Source organism: Brevundimonas sp. Leaf168 (assembly GCF_001423685.1).
Taxonomy (GTDB): Bacteria; Pseudomonadota; Alphaproteobacteria; order Caulobacterales; family Caulobacteraceae; genus Brevundimonas; species Brevundimonas vesicularis_C.
Genome location: NZ_LMOY01000001.1, coordinates 470516 through 483565 on the forward strand (window position 1 = coordinate 470516; position 13050 = coordinate 483565).

Annotated in this window: 15 protein-coding genes; 5 read left to right on the forward strand and 10 right to left on the reverse strand. The window is 67.2% G+C overall.

Going from position 1 to position 13050, the window contains the following annotated elements; all coding sequences use genetic code 11:
• Positions 1-116: 116 nt before the first annotated feature.
• The 5 genes from ASF81_RS02300 to ASF81_RS02320 form a co-directional block, all read right to left on the reverse strand.
• Positions 117-923 (reverse strand): inositol monophosphatase family protein, encoded by an 807-nt coding sequence (locus ASF81_RS02300; protein WP_017504555.1) that lies wholly within the window; start codon positions 921-923, stop codon positions 117-119.
• Between the two features lie 104 nt (positions 924-1027).
• Positions 1028-1594: an elongation factor P gene (gene efp, locus ASF81_RS02305; protein WP_017504556.1), complete on the reverse strand. Its 567-nt coding sequence runs from the start codon at positions 1592-1594 to the stop codon at positions 1028-1030.
• A 103-nt stretch (positions 1595-1697) separates the two neighbouring features.
• Entirely contained in the window at positions 1698-2258 is a 561-nt protein-coding gene (locus ASF81_RS02310; RefSeq protein WP_055754984.1) for a tryptophan-rich sensory protein, read from the reverse strand.
• Positions 2259-2327: 69 nt separating this feature from the next.
• On the reverse strand, positions 2328-2828 hold the full coding sequence (gene bfr / locus ASF81_RS02315) for a bacterioferritin (RefSeq protein ID WP_026108332.1): 501 nt from the start codon (positions 2826-2828) through the stop codon (positions 2328-2330).
• Between the two features lie 141 nt (positions 2829-2969).
• The gene (locus ASF81_RS02320; RefSeq protein WP_055804280.1) at positions 2970-3155 is read right to left on the reverse strand and encodes a bacterioferritin-associated ferredoxin; all 186 of its coding nucleotides are present in this window, start codon (positions 3153-3155) and stop codon (positions 2970-2972) included.
• 131 nt (positions 3156-3286) lie between these two features.
• Between ASF81_RS02320 and thiE the strand changes: the two genes are divergently transcribed.
• The 3 genes from thiE (at position 3287) to ASF81_RS02335 (ending at position 6520) form a co-directional block, all read left to right on the forward strand.
• The gene (thiE, locus tag ASF81_RS02325; protein ID WP_055805338.1) at positions 3287-3940 is read left to right on the forward strand and encodes a thiamine phosphate synthase; all 654 of its coding nucleotides are present in this window, start codon (positions 3287-3289) and stop codon (positions 3938-3940) included.
• Positions 3941-4002: 62 nt separating this feature from the next.
• Positions 4003-5694, forward strand: a complete 1692-nt coding sequence (locus ASF81_RS02330) for a HAMP domain-containing sensor histidine kinase (RefSeq protein WP_055804284.1) — start codon at positions 4003-4005, stop codon at positions 5692-5694.
• 43 nt (positions 5695-5737) lie between these two features.
• Positions 5738-6520 (forward strand): hypothetical protein, encoded by a 783-nt coding sequence (locus ASF81_RS02335; protein WP_055804287.1) that lies wholly within the window; start codon positions 5738-5740, stop codon positions 6518-6520.
• A 3-nt stretch (positions 6521-6523) separates the two neighbouring features.
• Here the strand turns inward: ASF81_RS02335 and ASF81_RS02340 are convergent, their stop codons facing one another.
• The 3 genes from ASF81_RS02340 to ASF81_RS02350 form a co-directional block, all read right to left on the reverse strand.
• Positions 6524-6865: a VOC family protein gene (locus ASF81_RS02340; RefSeq protein WP_055804290.1), complete on the reverse strand. Its 342-nt coding sequence runs from the start codon at positions 6863-6865 to the stop codon at positions 6524-6526.
• Between the two features lie 227 nt (positions 6866-7092).
• Entirely contained in the window at positions 7093-8178 is a 1086-nt protein-coding gene (aroC, locus tag ASF81_RS02345) for a chorismate synthase (RefSeq protein WP_055804293.1), read from the reverse strand.
• A 9-nt stretch (positions 8179-8187) separates the two neighbouring features.
• On the reverse strand, positions 8188-8922 hold the full coding sequence (locus ASF81_RS02350) for a DnaJ C-terminal domain-containing protein (protein ID WP_055804296.1): 735 nt from the start codon (positions 8920-8922) through the stop codon (positions 8188-8190).
• A gap of 109 nt (positions 8923-9031) precedes the next feature.
• Here ASF81_RS02350 and pdxH point away from each other — a divergent pair, with 109 nt between their 5' ends.
• Positions 9032-9706 carry a pyridoxamine 5'-phosphate oxidase gene (gene pdxH / locus ASF81_RS02355; protein ID WP_055805341.1) on the forward strand — a complete coding sequence of 225 codons (675 nt, stop codon included), beginning with the start codon at positions 9032-9034 and terminating at the stop codon, positions 9704-9706.
• A gap of 7 nt (positions 9707-9713) precedes the next feature.
• Here the strand turns inward: pdxH and queA are convergent, their stop codons facing one another.
• Positions 9714-10799, reverse strand: coding sequence for a tRNA preQ1(34) S-adenosylmethionine ribosyltransferase-isomerase QueA (queA, locus tag ASF81_RS02360; RefSeq protein WP_055804299.1), 1086 nt, complete (start codon positions 10797-10799; stop codon positions 9714-9716).
• A 345-nt stretch (positions 10800-11144) separates the two neighbouring features.
• Positions 11145-12431 carry a D-amino acid dehydrogenase gene (locus ASF81_RS02365; RefSeq protein WP_055804303.1) on the reverse strand — a complete coding sequence of 429 codons (1287 nt, stop codon included), beginning with the start codon at positions 12429-12431 and terminating at the stop codon, positions 11145-11147.
• 135 nt (positions 12432-12566) lie between these two features.
• Here ASF81_RS02365 and ASF81_RS02370 point away from each other — a divergent pair, with 135 nt between their 5' ends.
• The gene (locus ASF81_RS02370; RefSeq protein WP_039246401.1) at positions 12567-13016 is read left to right on the forward strand and encodes an Lrp/AsnC family transcriptional regulator; all 450 of its coding nucleotides are present in this window, start codon (positions 12567-12569) and stop codon (positions 13014-13016) included.
• Positions 13017-13050: the final 34 nt, after the last annotated feature.

Genomic DNA, 13050 nt, shown 5'->3' on the forward strand with positions numbered 1-13050 from the left:
GTGGAGGGGTTCTTGACGCCCCACCGGCCGCTGGCGATCAGGCAAGAGCCCCTTCGTCACGGCGCTAAGAAGCGCCGCGCCACTTCCCCCAAGCGGGGAAGAGACAGAAGCGAGCTTCAGGAGCCCTGAAGCACCTTGCGCAGGTGCGGATGCAGTTCGGTGTTCGACGCCAGGATCGACTTGCCCGTCTTGGGATCGCCGTCGTTCTCGATGGTCGTGACCCGGCCGCCGGCCTCGGTGACGAACAGGATGCCCGCCGCCACGTCCCAGGGCTTCAGATTGCGCTCATAATAGGCGTCGTAGCGGCCTGCGGCGACCCAGGCGAAGTCCAGCGCAGCCGAACCCAGGCGGCGTATGCCAGCGACCCGTTGGCCCACGGCGTGCAGATCCTTGATCGACTGGGCGTGGCCCGACTTGCCGATGAAGGGCAGTCCGGTGGCGATCAGGCTTTCGGACAGGTCACGACGGCCGGCGACGCGGATGCGCTGGTCGTTCAGATAGCAGCCCTTGCCCTTTTCGGCCCAGAACAGCTCGTTCATGACGGGGTTGTAGGTCACGCCGGCGACGATCTCGCTCGACCCGTCCGGGGCGCGCCGCTCCAGCCCTACCGTGATGGCGAAGTGGGGCATGGCGTGCATGAAGTTGGTGGTGCCGTCGATCGGATCGACGATCCAGGTGTGGGACTTGTCCGTCCCCTCGATCATGCCGCGTTCCTCGCCCAGGAAGCCGTAACCGGGGCGGGCCTTCATCAGCAGTTCGTAGAGCGTGTCTTCGGCCTTCAGGTCGGCGGCCGTGACGAAATCGCCGGGGCCCTTCCTCGACACCTGAAGCTGGGAGACTTCGCCGAAGTCGCGCAGCATCGGGCGGGCGGTCTTGCGCACCGCATCGGTCATGACTTGGAGCAGGGCGGAGGCGAGGGCCATCGGGGAATCTCCTGGTCCGAAAGTCCTTCAAAGCCGCAGCCGGACAGTCGGAGAAGTTCAGAAAGGAACGGCCCCGCGAGGGGCCGCTTTAGCGTGGTGGTCTGTTAGTCCGCGCGGCGGACGTATTCGCCGCTGGTCGTGTCGACGACGATACGCTCGCCGGCCGACATATAGGGCGGGATCATGATGCGCACGCCGTTCGACGCCAGCGCGGGCTTGTAGGACGACGAGGCGGTCTGGCCCTTCACGGTCGGCTCGGTCTCGGCGACTTCCAGCACGACCTGATCGGGCAGTTCCAGGCCGATCGGACGCTCTTCGTGCATCTCGATGACGACCTTCATGCCTTCTTGCAGATAGGGGATGCGCTCTTCGCCGACCCAGTCCTTTTGCAGTTCGATCTGCTCATAGGTGGCGTCGTCCATGAAGACCAGGCTGTCGCCGTTGTCGAACAGATAGGAGAAGTCCTTCTGTTCCAGCGTCACGCGCTCGACCTTGTCTTCCGACCGGAAGCGTTCGTTCAGCTTGTTGCCGGTCTCCAGGTTCTTGGCCTCGACGTTGGCGAAGGCGCCGCCCTTGCCGGGCTTGACGTGGCTGGCCTTGGTGACGACCCACAGGCCGCCATTGTGCTGCAGGACCATGCCGGGCTTGATGGTGTTGCCGTTGATCTTCATGGGGTCACATCGGAAATGGAGTTGCGCCCTCGCACCGTTCGGGGCGAGGCGAATAGGGCGCGATCCCTAGAGGAAGCCCCGATAAAGGGCAAGGCGACGCAACCTAATGCAGGGTGCGTCCGCCCGAGGCGTCGTCGGCCTTGCGGTGCAGGAAGTTTCCGAACCGCACACCTGACCCCAGCGGCGCGGCCATCTTGCCGGCCCCTTCGTCCAGCTTGCGCGCTTCGTGGGCGAAGGCGGCGGCCAGACCGGCCGACGACATCGCGGCGACCACCTGACGCGCCATCGACGACGGCCGTAGGCCCAACCAGACGGCGTTCACCGTCTGGGCCGCGACCCATAGGCCCATGGCGCGGGTCCGCTCCTTTTGCGGAGGCGCATTCCACACGCGCACGGCCGACAGGGTCGTCGCCGAGAACACGGCCGGCAGGATCAGGCTGAAGGCCCCCTTGGGCTTTTCGGTGATCGGCAGGTCCTTGTCGCGCACCTGTTTCAGGTTGCGACGGGGCTTCAACGCGCCCGAGGCGATGGTGTGGGCCAACAAGGCGAAGCCGACGGTCAGGGCGATCCCGGCGACCACATGGCCGGCGCTGCGGCCCTCGCTGTTCAGCAAGTCCATGGCGGCGTCGCGCACGTCGTCGATGGCGTCGTCGATATCGGTCATGGTCCGCTCCAGCTTAGCCCTGACAGGCTAATGGCCGGAGCGGATTGGAGTTCCGTCAGGAGGCAGAGCTTAGTTGCCGGTCGCCGCGCCGTCGGTGACGATCTCTTTCATCGCCGATTGCAGATAGTTTTGCGCGCCCATCAGCTCGATCAGCTTGTGCTGGTTTTCCAGGAAGTCGATGTGCTCTTCGGTGTCGGCCAGGATCTTCATCAGCAGGTCACGGCTGACGTAATCGCGGGTTTCCTCGCACTGGGTCACGGCGGCGGCGGTCGTCGCGCGGCTGTCCAGTTCCAGTTGCAGGTCGGCGCCCAGGCATTCGATCGGATCCTCGCCGACCTTCAGCTTGTGCAGGTCTTGCAGATTGGGCAGCCCGTCCAGGAAGAGGATGCGTTTGATCAGCATGTCGGCGTGCTTCATCTCGCCGATCGACTCTTCGTAGATGACGTTGCCCAGGTGCGCGAGGCCCCAGCTTTCGAACATGCGGGCATGCAGGAAATACTGATTTACGGCCGTCAGCTCGTTGGTCAGCACTGCGTTCAGCGTGCGCAGGATTGCGGGGTCACCCTTCATGGCCATGGTCCTTGGTCTCGCCACGGCGCTATCGCCGTCTGTCGAGCGCAGCCATAACACAGTAAAACGGGCTTTGTTTATTTGCGAGTTTTTATCACTGCATTGAGAGTGCGAGTGACTGTCGGCCGCAGTCGAAGCAAACTATTCGGCTGCGAGTGCGAACGCTTCGCGGCTTTCCTGAATCATCTGACGCATCTCGCAGACACATTTGGCGCACTGGGCCCGGCATTGGTTGCGCGCGAAGATGTCACGCGGACGGCAGGCGCCGGCCTCGATGGCCTGGGCGACATCACGCTGGCGAAGACCGTTACAGTTGCAGACGTACACGAGGCGCTACACGTTTCACTGACTGAGAATGGTTCGCTATAGCAGTCCTTAAGGCGATTGCAAGTCGTTCGCACGGTTTCGCCCGGCCTTGGGCCGTTGACGGATCGTCGCGTGGGCAGGCAATGACGGACATGGCCCGAACACCCACCGTCCCCGAGCGTCCGCCCTGCCGGCTGTATCTGATCACGCCGCCCGCGATCGCCGACCTGAACGCCTTTGCGCAAACCCTCGATCAGGCCTTGGCCGCCGGCGACGTCGCGGCCTTGCAGATCCGGCTGAAGCCCGCCGACGACGCGGCTATCCGCACGGCGGTCGAGGTGTTGGCTCCCATTGCGCGGCGTCATGATGTCGCGGTCCTGCTGAACGACCGGCCCGATCTGGCGCGGGCCACCGGCTGCGACGGCGTTCACATCGGTCAGGAAGACGGCTCTCTGGCCGAGGCGCGGCGTATCATGGGGCCGGACGCCATGATCGGCGTCACCTGCCACGACGACCGCGATCTGGCCTGGGACGCCGCAGAGGGCGGCGCCGACTACGTCGCCTTCGGCGCCTTCTATCCCACCGATACAAAGGAAACGGTGCATCGCCCGCCGCTGGACATTCTCACGGTGTGGCAAGAGACGGTCGAGACACCCTGCGTCGCCATTGGCGGGATCACAGTCGATAACGCCGCAGAGCTTGCCCAAGCCGGCGCCGACTTCGTGGCGGTCAGCGGCGGGGTCTGGAACCATCCCGACGGCGCAGCCGAGGCCGTCAGGCGTTTCAACGAAAAATTGCAGGCCTGACTTCAGGGGATATTAGGAACCGTGTCGTCCTATCCCGACCTCTGATTGGTCGGAACCTGTCCATGATCCTGAGCCGCGCGCTCAACATCGACGCCCCCCATAGCGCGCCTGTCAAGGGCGTGATGGCGGCTGGCCATCGGCCCGGCCCCGTCGGCGCCGACGGCCCGGATGGCCCCAATCCCCTGATTCCAGTGCTGACAGGCGTCGTCGTCGCCATCCTGGTCGCGCTGGCGATCGCCTATGCCCGTTCGGCCGGACTGGTGGCGGGCCTGTGGGGTGCCAGCGGCGTCGCCGTCGCCGTCTGGCTGCGCACGAGCAGGGGCCGCGCCAGCGACCTCACCTTCGCCGGCGTCCTGACCGTCAGCATCCTGATTGGCGAGATCATCGCCGGCAATAAGCCGCCGCTGGCGCTGGCCTTCACGATCGCCAACATGATCGAGATCGTCGGGGCTGTCCTGCTGGCGCGCCGGTTCTCGCCCACGCTCAACCTTTCCAGCCTGAACGGCGCGGTCAGCTTCCTGTTCTTCGCGGCTGTCCTGGCGCCGATCCCCGCCGCCCTGTGCAGCACCCTGATCCTGTCGCTGATGGGCCAGGGCGACATCGTTTGGCAGGGGTTCCAGACCTGGTGGCTGGGTCACGCCTTGGGCATCGCTGTATTGGGTTCGCTAGGAATGTCGCTGACGCCTGCGATGTTCGCGCGACTGCTGAAACCCAGGAAGCTGATCGAGGCCTTCGTTCTGATCGGCCTTGTTCCCGTCTTTTACTTTGTCGCCTTCACGGGCGACGTGCCGATGGGCTTCGTCCTGCTGCCGCTTCTGCTGGCCATCGCGGTACGGCTCGGCGTCGCGGGCGCCGCCTTCACCCTCGTCGTCATGAGCGTGCTGCTGGTCGGCAGCGCCATGATCGGAAACGGCCCCTATGCTCAGGGCGACCTGACCCATCAGGTTCTGATGGCCCAGATGCTGGTGCTGATCGGCTATATGCCCGTCCTGCTGGTGGCCTCGTTGCTGGAAGAGCGCGATCTTCTGGCGGAGCGCGCGCGCGTTGGTCGAGAACGCGCCGAGAAGGCCTCGGAGGCCAAGTCTCGCCTGCTCGCCAACGTCGCCCATGAGATCAAGAGCCCCGTCGCCGGCATCATCGGCATTGGCGACCTGTGGCGGCAGGGCCATCTGGGGCCAGTCTCGGCCCAGCAGGCCGAGATGTCCGACATGCTGGTCAAGACCGCGCGTCAGGTCGAAACCCTGGCCCATGATCTGCTGGATGTGGCCCGCGCCGAATCCGGGGCCGTCCGGGTCGATCTGCGGCCGACCGACATTCCGGGGCTGCTGGAAGACGTGCGCCGCACGTGCCTGCTGTGGCCCGACTCCGACAGGGTCGCCGTCGAGGTGGTGTGCGAGGGCGATGGCTTGATCGCGGTCGCGGACTCTCAGCGTCTGGCCCAGATCATCACCAACCTGACCAGCAATGCGCTGAAATACGGCGGTTCCGGCGGCCGTGTCGTCCTGCGTGCGCTTCGTCAGGACGACTGCGTCCGCATTGAGGTCAGCGATTTCGGCCCCGGCCTGTCGCCACAGAAGCAGGCGCAGTTGTTCGAACCCTTCAACCGCCTGGGGCTTGAGCGTTCGACGGTCGAGGGGCACGGCGTCGGCCTGGCCTTAGCCAAGCGATTGGTCGAGTTGCAGGGCGGCTCGATCGGCGTGATCTCGGCGCCGGGCGAGGGCGCCACCTTCTGGGTCGCGCTGCCGAAGGCGTGAGGTCGCGCTTGCGGTCGCGCTCCGGCCGCGCGATGGTTCGGCCATGCCCATGATCGCCCTTGCCGCCGCCCTCGTGATTTCCGGACAGGCGACGACGCCTCCGCCGCAGCGCGCCGGTTCCAACCTGACGCGGGACTTGAACAGCGCCCCGCCTTCGGCGACCCCGCCCGCCGCCTCCACGGCAGCTCCGACCCAGGCCCCGGCCCGGGCGACGAGCCAGGCCTTGCCTCCAATCGGCCAAACCCCCGCGGCATCGCCGCGTCCGGCGCCCGCCGCGTCATCCGCAACGCGCACGACCCAGGCCCAGCCGCCCATCGGCCAAAGCCCGGCGGCCACGACGCGCCCGGCGACCGCGACACGTCCGCAAACGCAAGCCCCGACCACAACGGCGCCTCAAGCGACCGCGCCCCAACCGACAACGACCGCGCCTGCCGCAACCCCGCCGGCCGCCGCACCCGCCCCGGCGGCCTTGAACGCCGCCGCCATCGCCGCTCTGCCGTTCAGCATCCAGCTGCCTACCGGCCTGACCATCACCCCGGCGCGCGCCGGCGCGAACGCCAACATCTATCGCGTCCAGCGCGGCGACCAGACCCTGCTGATGATCTACGCCGGTCCGTCGTCGCAGTTTCCGATCTATGACGGCGAGACGGTCCGCGCCGGCGGCCGCGCCTCGGTCGTCGTGACCGAAGGCAGCCGCCGTCTGGCGATGGAGCACCTGTTCCAGCGCGCCACGGACCCCAAGGAGATCCACGTCTGGATCGCCAGCGTCGAGGGCGCAGACCGGGATCTGGCCGAACGCATCGGCCAGTCCATCGACGTCAAATAGGGCTCAGCCCTCGGACCACACCGCCATTTCGGTGCCGGCCGGATCGGCGAAGTGGAAGCGGCGACCGCCGGGGAAGCTGTAGATCTGTTTCAAAATCCGGCCGCCGGCCGCCTCGACCTTGGCCAGCATGGCTTCCAGGTCATGGGCGTACAGGATGGGCAGGGGCGCCTTGGTCTGATCGGTCTGATCGGCGTCGAACCCGCCGTCCAGACCCTGATCGAAGGCGGCATAGGTCGGGCCGTAATCCACGAAGGTCCAGCCGAACGCCTGGCTGTAGAATTGCTTGTTCGCGGGCAGGTTGGCGGCGGGCAGTTCGAGGTAGTCCAGCTTTCCGTCTTCACGCACGGTTGATCTCCTGAGTTGGGCGCCACCGGTCCCTTGTCTTGCACGCGCCCTGGACATGCGCAAACCTGCAAACGGTTCGCATTTGCAGGAATCGAGCGATGATCGTGATGACGACAGGCCTGTCGGCCCTGATGGCCTTGATGCGGTGCGAGGCGCGTCAGACCGAGCCGCCGCCGAGGCGCGAGACCGATCGCGCAAACCCGCGACCGACCAGACCCAGACCCTGATCAGCCGACCTGGGCGCGATGCCTCAGATGCGCGTCGGCCAGCACGCAGGCGGCCATGGCCTCGACCACCGGTACGGCGCGCAGGGCGACGCATGGGTCGTGACGGCCCTTGGTGCGCAGGTCCGTCTCTTCGCCGTCGCGGGTGATCGTCTGGCGCAGGGTCAGGATGGAGGAGGTCGGCTTGAACGCTACCCGCGCGGTCACCGGCTGGCCCGTCGAAATCCCGCCCAGCACGCCGCCAGCCTTGTTCGACAGGAAGACCGGCTGCTTGTTCAGGTCCAGCCGCATCTCGTCGGCGTTCTGTTCTCCGGTCAGTTCGGCGGCCTCGAAGCCGGCGCCGATCTCGACGCCCTTGGCCGCATTGATCGACATCAGGGCTGCGGCCAACTCGCCGTCCAGCTTGCCATACAGGGGCGCGCCCCAGCCCGCCGGAACGCCCGTGACTTCCAGCGCTACGACCGCCCCGACCGACGATCCCGCCTTGCGGATGCCGTCCAGATAAGCCTCCCAGTCACCCACGACCTCGGCCGAGGCGGCGAACAGCGGATTGGTGTCGACGGCGTCGAAGTCGATCCGATCCGGTGCGATCCGGTGCGGGCCGATCTGGACCACGCCGGCGCGGATCCTGATCCCGTCGCTCAGCACCTTGCGCGCCACGGCCCCGGCCGCCACGCGGCAGGCCGTCTCGCGCGCCGAGGATCGACCGCCCCCCCGGTGGTCGCGCACCCCGTATTTGGCCTGATAGGCATAGTCGGCGTGCCCCGGCCGATAGGCGCGGGCGATCTCGCCATAGTCCTTGGACCGCTGGTCCTCGTTCTCGATCAGGATCGAGATCGGCGTGCCCGTCGTCACCGGTCCGTCGCCGTCGTCGAACACGCCCGACAGGATGCGCGCCGTGTCGCTTTCCTTGCGCTGGGTCACGAAGCGGCTGCCGCCCGGCTTACGCTGGTCCAGCCAGGGCTGAAGGTCCGCCTCGGTCAGCGGGATCATCGGCGGGCATCCGTCAACGACGCAGCCGATCGCCGGCCCGTGGCTCTCGCCCCAGGTGGTCACGCGAAACAGATGGCCGAAGGTATTGTGCGACATGGCCCCGACTTAGGCCGCCAGACGCTCCTGCGTCCAGACCCGCGTGAACCGCACCAGCAGGTCTTCGGCCGCCGAGGGAACATCGGACGACGGCTCCAGCGTCACAAACAGATGCCCCGCCGGCCGCGATCCGCGCGCGGGCAGGCCCAGGTCCTTCAGCCGCACCCGGACCGGCGCGGCCATGTCGGCGGTGATCCAGGCCGAGCGCGTGCCGACAGGGGTCTCGATCTCGACCCGCCCGCCGTCGGCCATCAGGCGACGCTCGACGGCCCAGGTCATGAACAGGTCGTCGCCGACGACCGACAGCCCGTCCTCGGGCCGGATCAGCACCGACAGATAGAGGTCGCTCCCGTCCGCCGCCCCGCGCCTCAGCCGCAGATAATCGCCGCTGCGCAGGCCCTTGGGCGCCGTGACCCGCACCGTCCGCGCGCCCAGCCGCACCTCGACCTGACCCCCGGCCAGGGCCTGCATCGGCGACAGCACCAGAACCGGCGTAGGCGCGGGCCGCGCGGCGGGCGCCGACAGGGCGGGGCGAGGGGGCTGATGCGCCTGGATCAGCCGATAGGCCGCGATCACGCGCCGGAACCGCTCGGCGTCGCCGCCCGCCTGATCCGGCCGCGCCGCCTTCACCGCCGTGCGGAAGGCGGCCTTCAGCGTCGACGCATCGACATCGCCGTTCAGGCCCAAGATCGACAGGGCCTCGCGGACGCCGGACACATCTGAAATCGAAACAGGCGCGCTCATGTCGTCACCGTTCGCGCATCAGGGTCAATGGGCGGTTAACCCTGACGGCGACACGACCGTTTTGACCTCGATCATTCCCAGCCGCGCCTGCACCGACTACATCACTCGCATGACCGCATCCGTGATCCCGCCCAGCCCGTCGCGTGAAGAATACGCCCGCGACTATGCCGCCGCCCTGGCCGCCAACGGCGACGAGACCATCTTCGATCGCCCCGAACCCATCGGCCTGTTCGTCGAATGGCTGGCGGACGCGAGGGCGCACGAGCCGAACGATCCCAACGCCATGACCCTGTCGACTGTCGACGCCGACGGCCTGCCGGATGCGCGGATCGTTCTGCTGAAGGATGTCGATGCGCGAGGCTTCACCTTCTATTCGAACAGCGAGAGCACCAAGGGTGTCGAACTGGCCGGTTGCGCGGCCGCCGCCCTGACCTTCCACTGGAAATCCCTGCGTCGCCAGGTGCGGGTGCGCGGCGCGGTCGAGCCTGTCACGCCGGCTGAGGCCGACGCCTATTTCGCCAGCCGCGCGCGCGAAAGCCGCATCGGCGCCTGGGCCTCGGACCAGTCCCGCCCCCTGTCGGATCGCACCGTGCTGGAAGAGGCCGTGGGCCGTGAAACCGCGCGCTTCGATGGTCAGGAGGTGCCGCGCCCGTCCCACTGGACCGGCTGGCGCGTCGTGCCGCGCTCGGTCGAGTTCTGGCGCGATCGCCCGTTCCGCCTGCATGACCGACTGCGGTTCGACCGCGACGGCGAGGCCTGGCGCTCGGGCCGCCTCTGGCCCTGACCCGCGATCAGTCGCGGAACAGCAGCGATCCGTCGCCGTAGGAATAGAAGCGATAGCCGTCGGCGACCGCATGGGCATAGGCCGCCTTCATCGTCGCCGTGCCCGCAAAGGCGCTGACCAGCATGAACAGCGTCGACTTCGGCAGGTGGAAGTTGGTCATCAGCACATCGACCGCCCGGAACCGATAGCCGGGCGTGATGAAGATGGCCGTGTCGCCGTGGAAGGGCTGGATCTCGCCGTCCTCGGCCGACGCGCTTTCCAGCAGCCGCAGGGAGGTGGTGCCGACGCAGACGATGCGCCCGCCCTTTGCATGGACGGCGTTCAGGGCGGCGGCGGTTTCAGGCGACACCTCGCCCCATTCGCTGTGCATCTTGTGGTCGGCCAGGTCGTCGGCCTTGACCGGCAGGAAAGTGCCGGCCCCGACATGCAGCGTCACCGCATGGGTCGAGACGCCCTTGGCGCGGATGGCGTCCAGCAGGGCAGGGGTGAAATGCAACCCCGCCGTCGGCGCCGCCACTGACCCGTCATGCTCGGCGAAGACGGTCTGATAGTCCGACCGGTCGCGGTCGTCTTCGGGCCGTTTGGCGGCGATATAGGGCGGCAGGGGCATGACCCCGACCTCGCGGATCGCATCGTCCAGCGCCGGTCCCGCCAGGTCGAAGGTCAAGGTGATCAGGCCGTCTTCCCCCTTGGCCGTCACCGTGGCGTCCAGCCGCCCCAGGTCGCAGGCGGCGTCGCTCGCGTTTCCGAACCGGATCCGATCCCCCGGCTTGATCCGCTTGCCCGGCTTCATGAAAGCGGACCAGACGTCGGGCGCGTCGCGGTGATGCAGCGTCGCCTCCACCTCGACCGTCAGGGTTTCGCCCTCGGCCCCGATCCGCTGGCGCACGCCCGACAGACGGGCGGGAATGACCCGCGTATCGTTGAACACCAGGGCGTCGCCGGGCTGCAGGAAGTCCGGCAGATCGCGAATGATCCGGTCTTCCAGCGCGCCACCTTTCACCACCAGCAACCGTGCGGAATCGCGCGGATCGGCCGGGCGCAACGCAATCCGGTCCTCGGGCAGGTCGAAATCGAAATCGGCGGTCTTCATCGCGCGCTCTATAGGGCGCTCCGACGCGCCGCGCCACGTCGCGGCGTGCTGCCAGCGCATCGTCGGCGCGCCGCTGTCTGATTCACAACGGCTTTTCGCGCCCGAACGGCGTCTAACCGACCGCGCCCCGGCCGTGTGCTAGACTGGCTGGCGATCTTTGACAGCGTAAGTTCAGGCAGAAGGGACGGCGAAGTCCCGCCCGCGCCTTACCCGGATGATGGCGCCGGATTAGACGAATTAGACACTTTAGACGGTGAATTCCCGTCCGCGGCCCAAGGCTCGACCATCGCGAGATTAGACGAATTAGACTCTTTAGACGGTAAAATTCCCCGCCGCCGTCTGATTTCAGCTGTAGCCCGGCGCGAACGCCCCGGCCCAGGCGCCATAGCGGTTCAGCGACAGATCGCGGGTCTCGATCTCGGGCGCCTTGCCGTCGACCATGTCGGCCAGAACCCGCGCCGAGCCGCAGGCCATGGTCCAGCCCAGGGTGCCGTGGCCGGTGTTCAGATAAAGCCCCGGAACCTTGGTCGCGCCGATCACCGGCGTGCCGTCCGGCGTCATCGGACGCAGGCCCGACCAATAGCTGGCGCCCGCCAGATCACCGCCGCCCGGAAACAGGCTGCCGACCGAATGGGCCAGGGTCTCGCGGCGGACGGCGGGCAGGGTGTTGTTGTATCCCGACAGCTCGGCCATGCCGCCCACGCGAATGCGGTCGCCCAGGCGCGTGATCGCCACTTTGTAGCTCTCGTCCATGACGGTGGAGACGGGCGCGCGGTCTTCGTTCACGATCTTGGCCGTGATCGAATAGCCCTTCACCGGATAGACCGGCAGATCCAGCCCCATCGGCTTGGCCATCATCGGCGAATAGGAGCCGAGCGCCAGGATCACCAGATCGGCCGTCAGGGCGCCCTTGCTGGTCAGGGCGCCGGTCGCGCGACCGTCCGTCATCGTGATCGACTGGATCTCGGTCCCGGTATGGAAGACCACGCCGCGCTCCGCCGCTAGCTTGGCCAGGGCGTTGGTGAACAGGAAGCAGTCGCCGGTTTCGTCATGCGGCAGACGCAGACCCCCGACGAAATCGATGTCGGAGGCGGCCAGGCCCGGCTCGGCCGCGATACAGCCCGCGCGGTCCAGAACCTCGCACGGCACGCCGGCGGCTTTCAGCACATCGACGTCCTTGTGCACGTCGGCCAGCTGCTTTTCGGTGCGGAACAGCTGCAGCGTGCCCTGCTGGCGACCGTCATAGGTGATGCCGGTCTCGCGGCGCAGCAGGTCGATCTGGTCGCGGCTGTATTCGGCCAGACGCACCATCCGGCTCTTGTTCAGCGCATAGCGTTCATGGGTGCAGTTGCGCAGCATGGCGACGGTCCAGCGCACCATGGCCATGTCCAGACGCGGGCGCACGATCAGCGGGGCGTGGCGCATCAGCAGCCACTTCATCGCCTTGATTGGGATCGACGGCGCGGCCCAGGGCGCGGAATAGCCCGGCGAAATCTGCGCAGCGTTGGCGAAGCTGGTCTCCAGCGCCGGACCGGCCTGCCGATCCACCACCGTGACCTCATGCCCGGCCTGGCTGAGATACCAGGCGGTGGTGACGCCGATGACGCCCGACCCAAGCACCAGAACCCGCATGTGACGTTCCCAAGCCCACTGTTATTATTCGCCGCAAGCTAGCGCTGCATGGATCGACGATCCTGCCTGTTTGCGCAACGATCAGTCGCTGATAGAAGTCTGACGCAATAATCTGCGGCTGAATGACGGAAACTTGTGTCCCTGCTTGATCCCCTCGACCAGCGCCTCCTTCAACGGCTCCGCGCCGATGGGCGCATCAGCAATGCGGACCTGGCCTCCGCCGTCGGTCTGTCGCCTTCCGCCTGCCTGCGGCGCGTGCGCCGGCTGGAAGAGCGCGGGGTGATCCGGGGCTATGCCGCCGTCCTGGCCAACGACAGCGACGACGGCGTCGTCGCCTATGTCGAGATCACGCTGGAGAAGCAGACTGACGACCACATGCGCCGGTTCGAGGCGGCCGTCCGCAACCACCCGGAAATCCGCGACTGCTATCTGATGGCGGGCGAGGCCGACTACATCGTCCGCGCCGTCGCGCCCGACATCGCCGCCTATGAGGTGATCCACAAGGACGTCCTGTCGCGCCTGCCGGGCGTGTCGCGCATCCACTCCAGCCTGGCGATCCGCAACGTCCTGGCGGCGCGCGGCTGAAACGGGCTGAACCTTCCGGCCCGGTCGAGTGTTG

Coding starts and splice junctions, on each gene's coding strand:
- ASF81_RS02300 (WP_017504555.1), bottom strand. CDS start 923: ATGGCCCTCGCCTCCGCCCTGCTCCAAGTCATGACCGATGCGGTGCGC.
- efp (WP_017504556.1), bottom strand. CDS start 1,594: ATGAAGATCAACGGCAACACCATCAAGCCCGGCATGGTCCTGCAGCAC.
- ASF81_RS02310 (WP_055754984.1), bottom strand. CDS start 2,258: ATGACCGATATCGACGACGCCATCGACGACGTGCGCGACGCCGCCATG.
- bfr (WP_026108332.1), bottom strand. CDS start 2,828: ATGAAGGGTGACCCCGCAATCCTGCGCACGCTGAACGCAGTGCTGACC.
- thiE (WP_055805338.1), top strand. CDS start 3,287: ATGGCCCGAACACCCACCGTCCCCGAGCGTCCGCCCTGCCGGCTGTAT.
- ASF81_RS02330 (WP_055804284.1), top strand. CDS start 4,003: ATGATCCTGAGCCGCGCGCTCAACATCGACGCCCCCCATAGCGCGCCT.
- ASF81_RS02335 (WP_055804287.1), top strand. CDS start 5,738: ATGCCCATGATCGCCCTTGCCGCCGCCCTCGTGATTTCCGGACAGGCG.
- aroC (WP_055804293.1), bottom strand. CDS start 8,178: ATGTCGCACAATACCTTCGGCCATCTGTTTCGCGTGACCACCTGGGGC.
- ASF81_RS02350 (WP_055804296.1), bottom strand. CDS start 8,922: ATGAGCGCGCCTGTTTCGATTTCAGATGTGTCCGGCGTCCGCGAGGCC.
- pdxH (WP_055805341.1), top strand. CDS start 9,032: ATGACCGCATCCGTGATCCCGCCCAGCCCGTCGCGTGAAGAATACGCC.
- queA (WP_055804299.1), bottom strand. CDS start 10,799: ATGAAGACCGCCGATTTCGATTTCGACCTGCCCGAGGACCGGATTGCG.
- ASF81_RS02365 (WP_055804303.1), bottom strand. CDS start 12,431: ATGCGGGTTCTGGTGCTTGGGTCGGGCGTCATCGGCGTCACCACCGCC.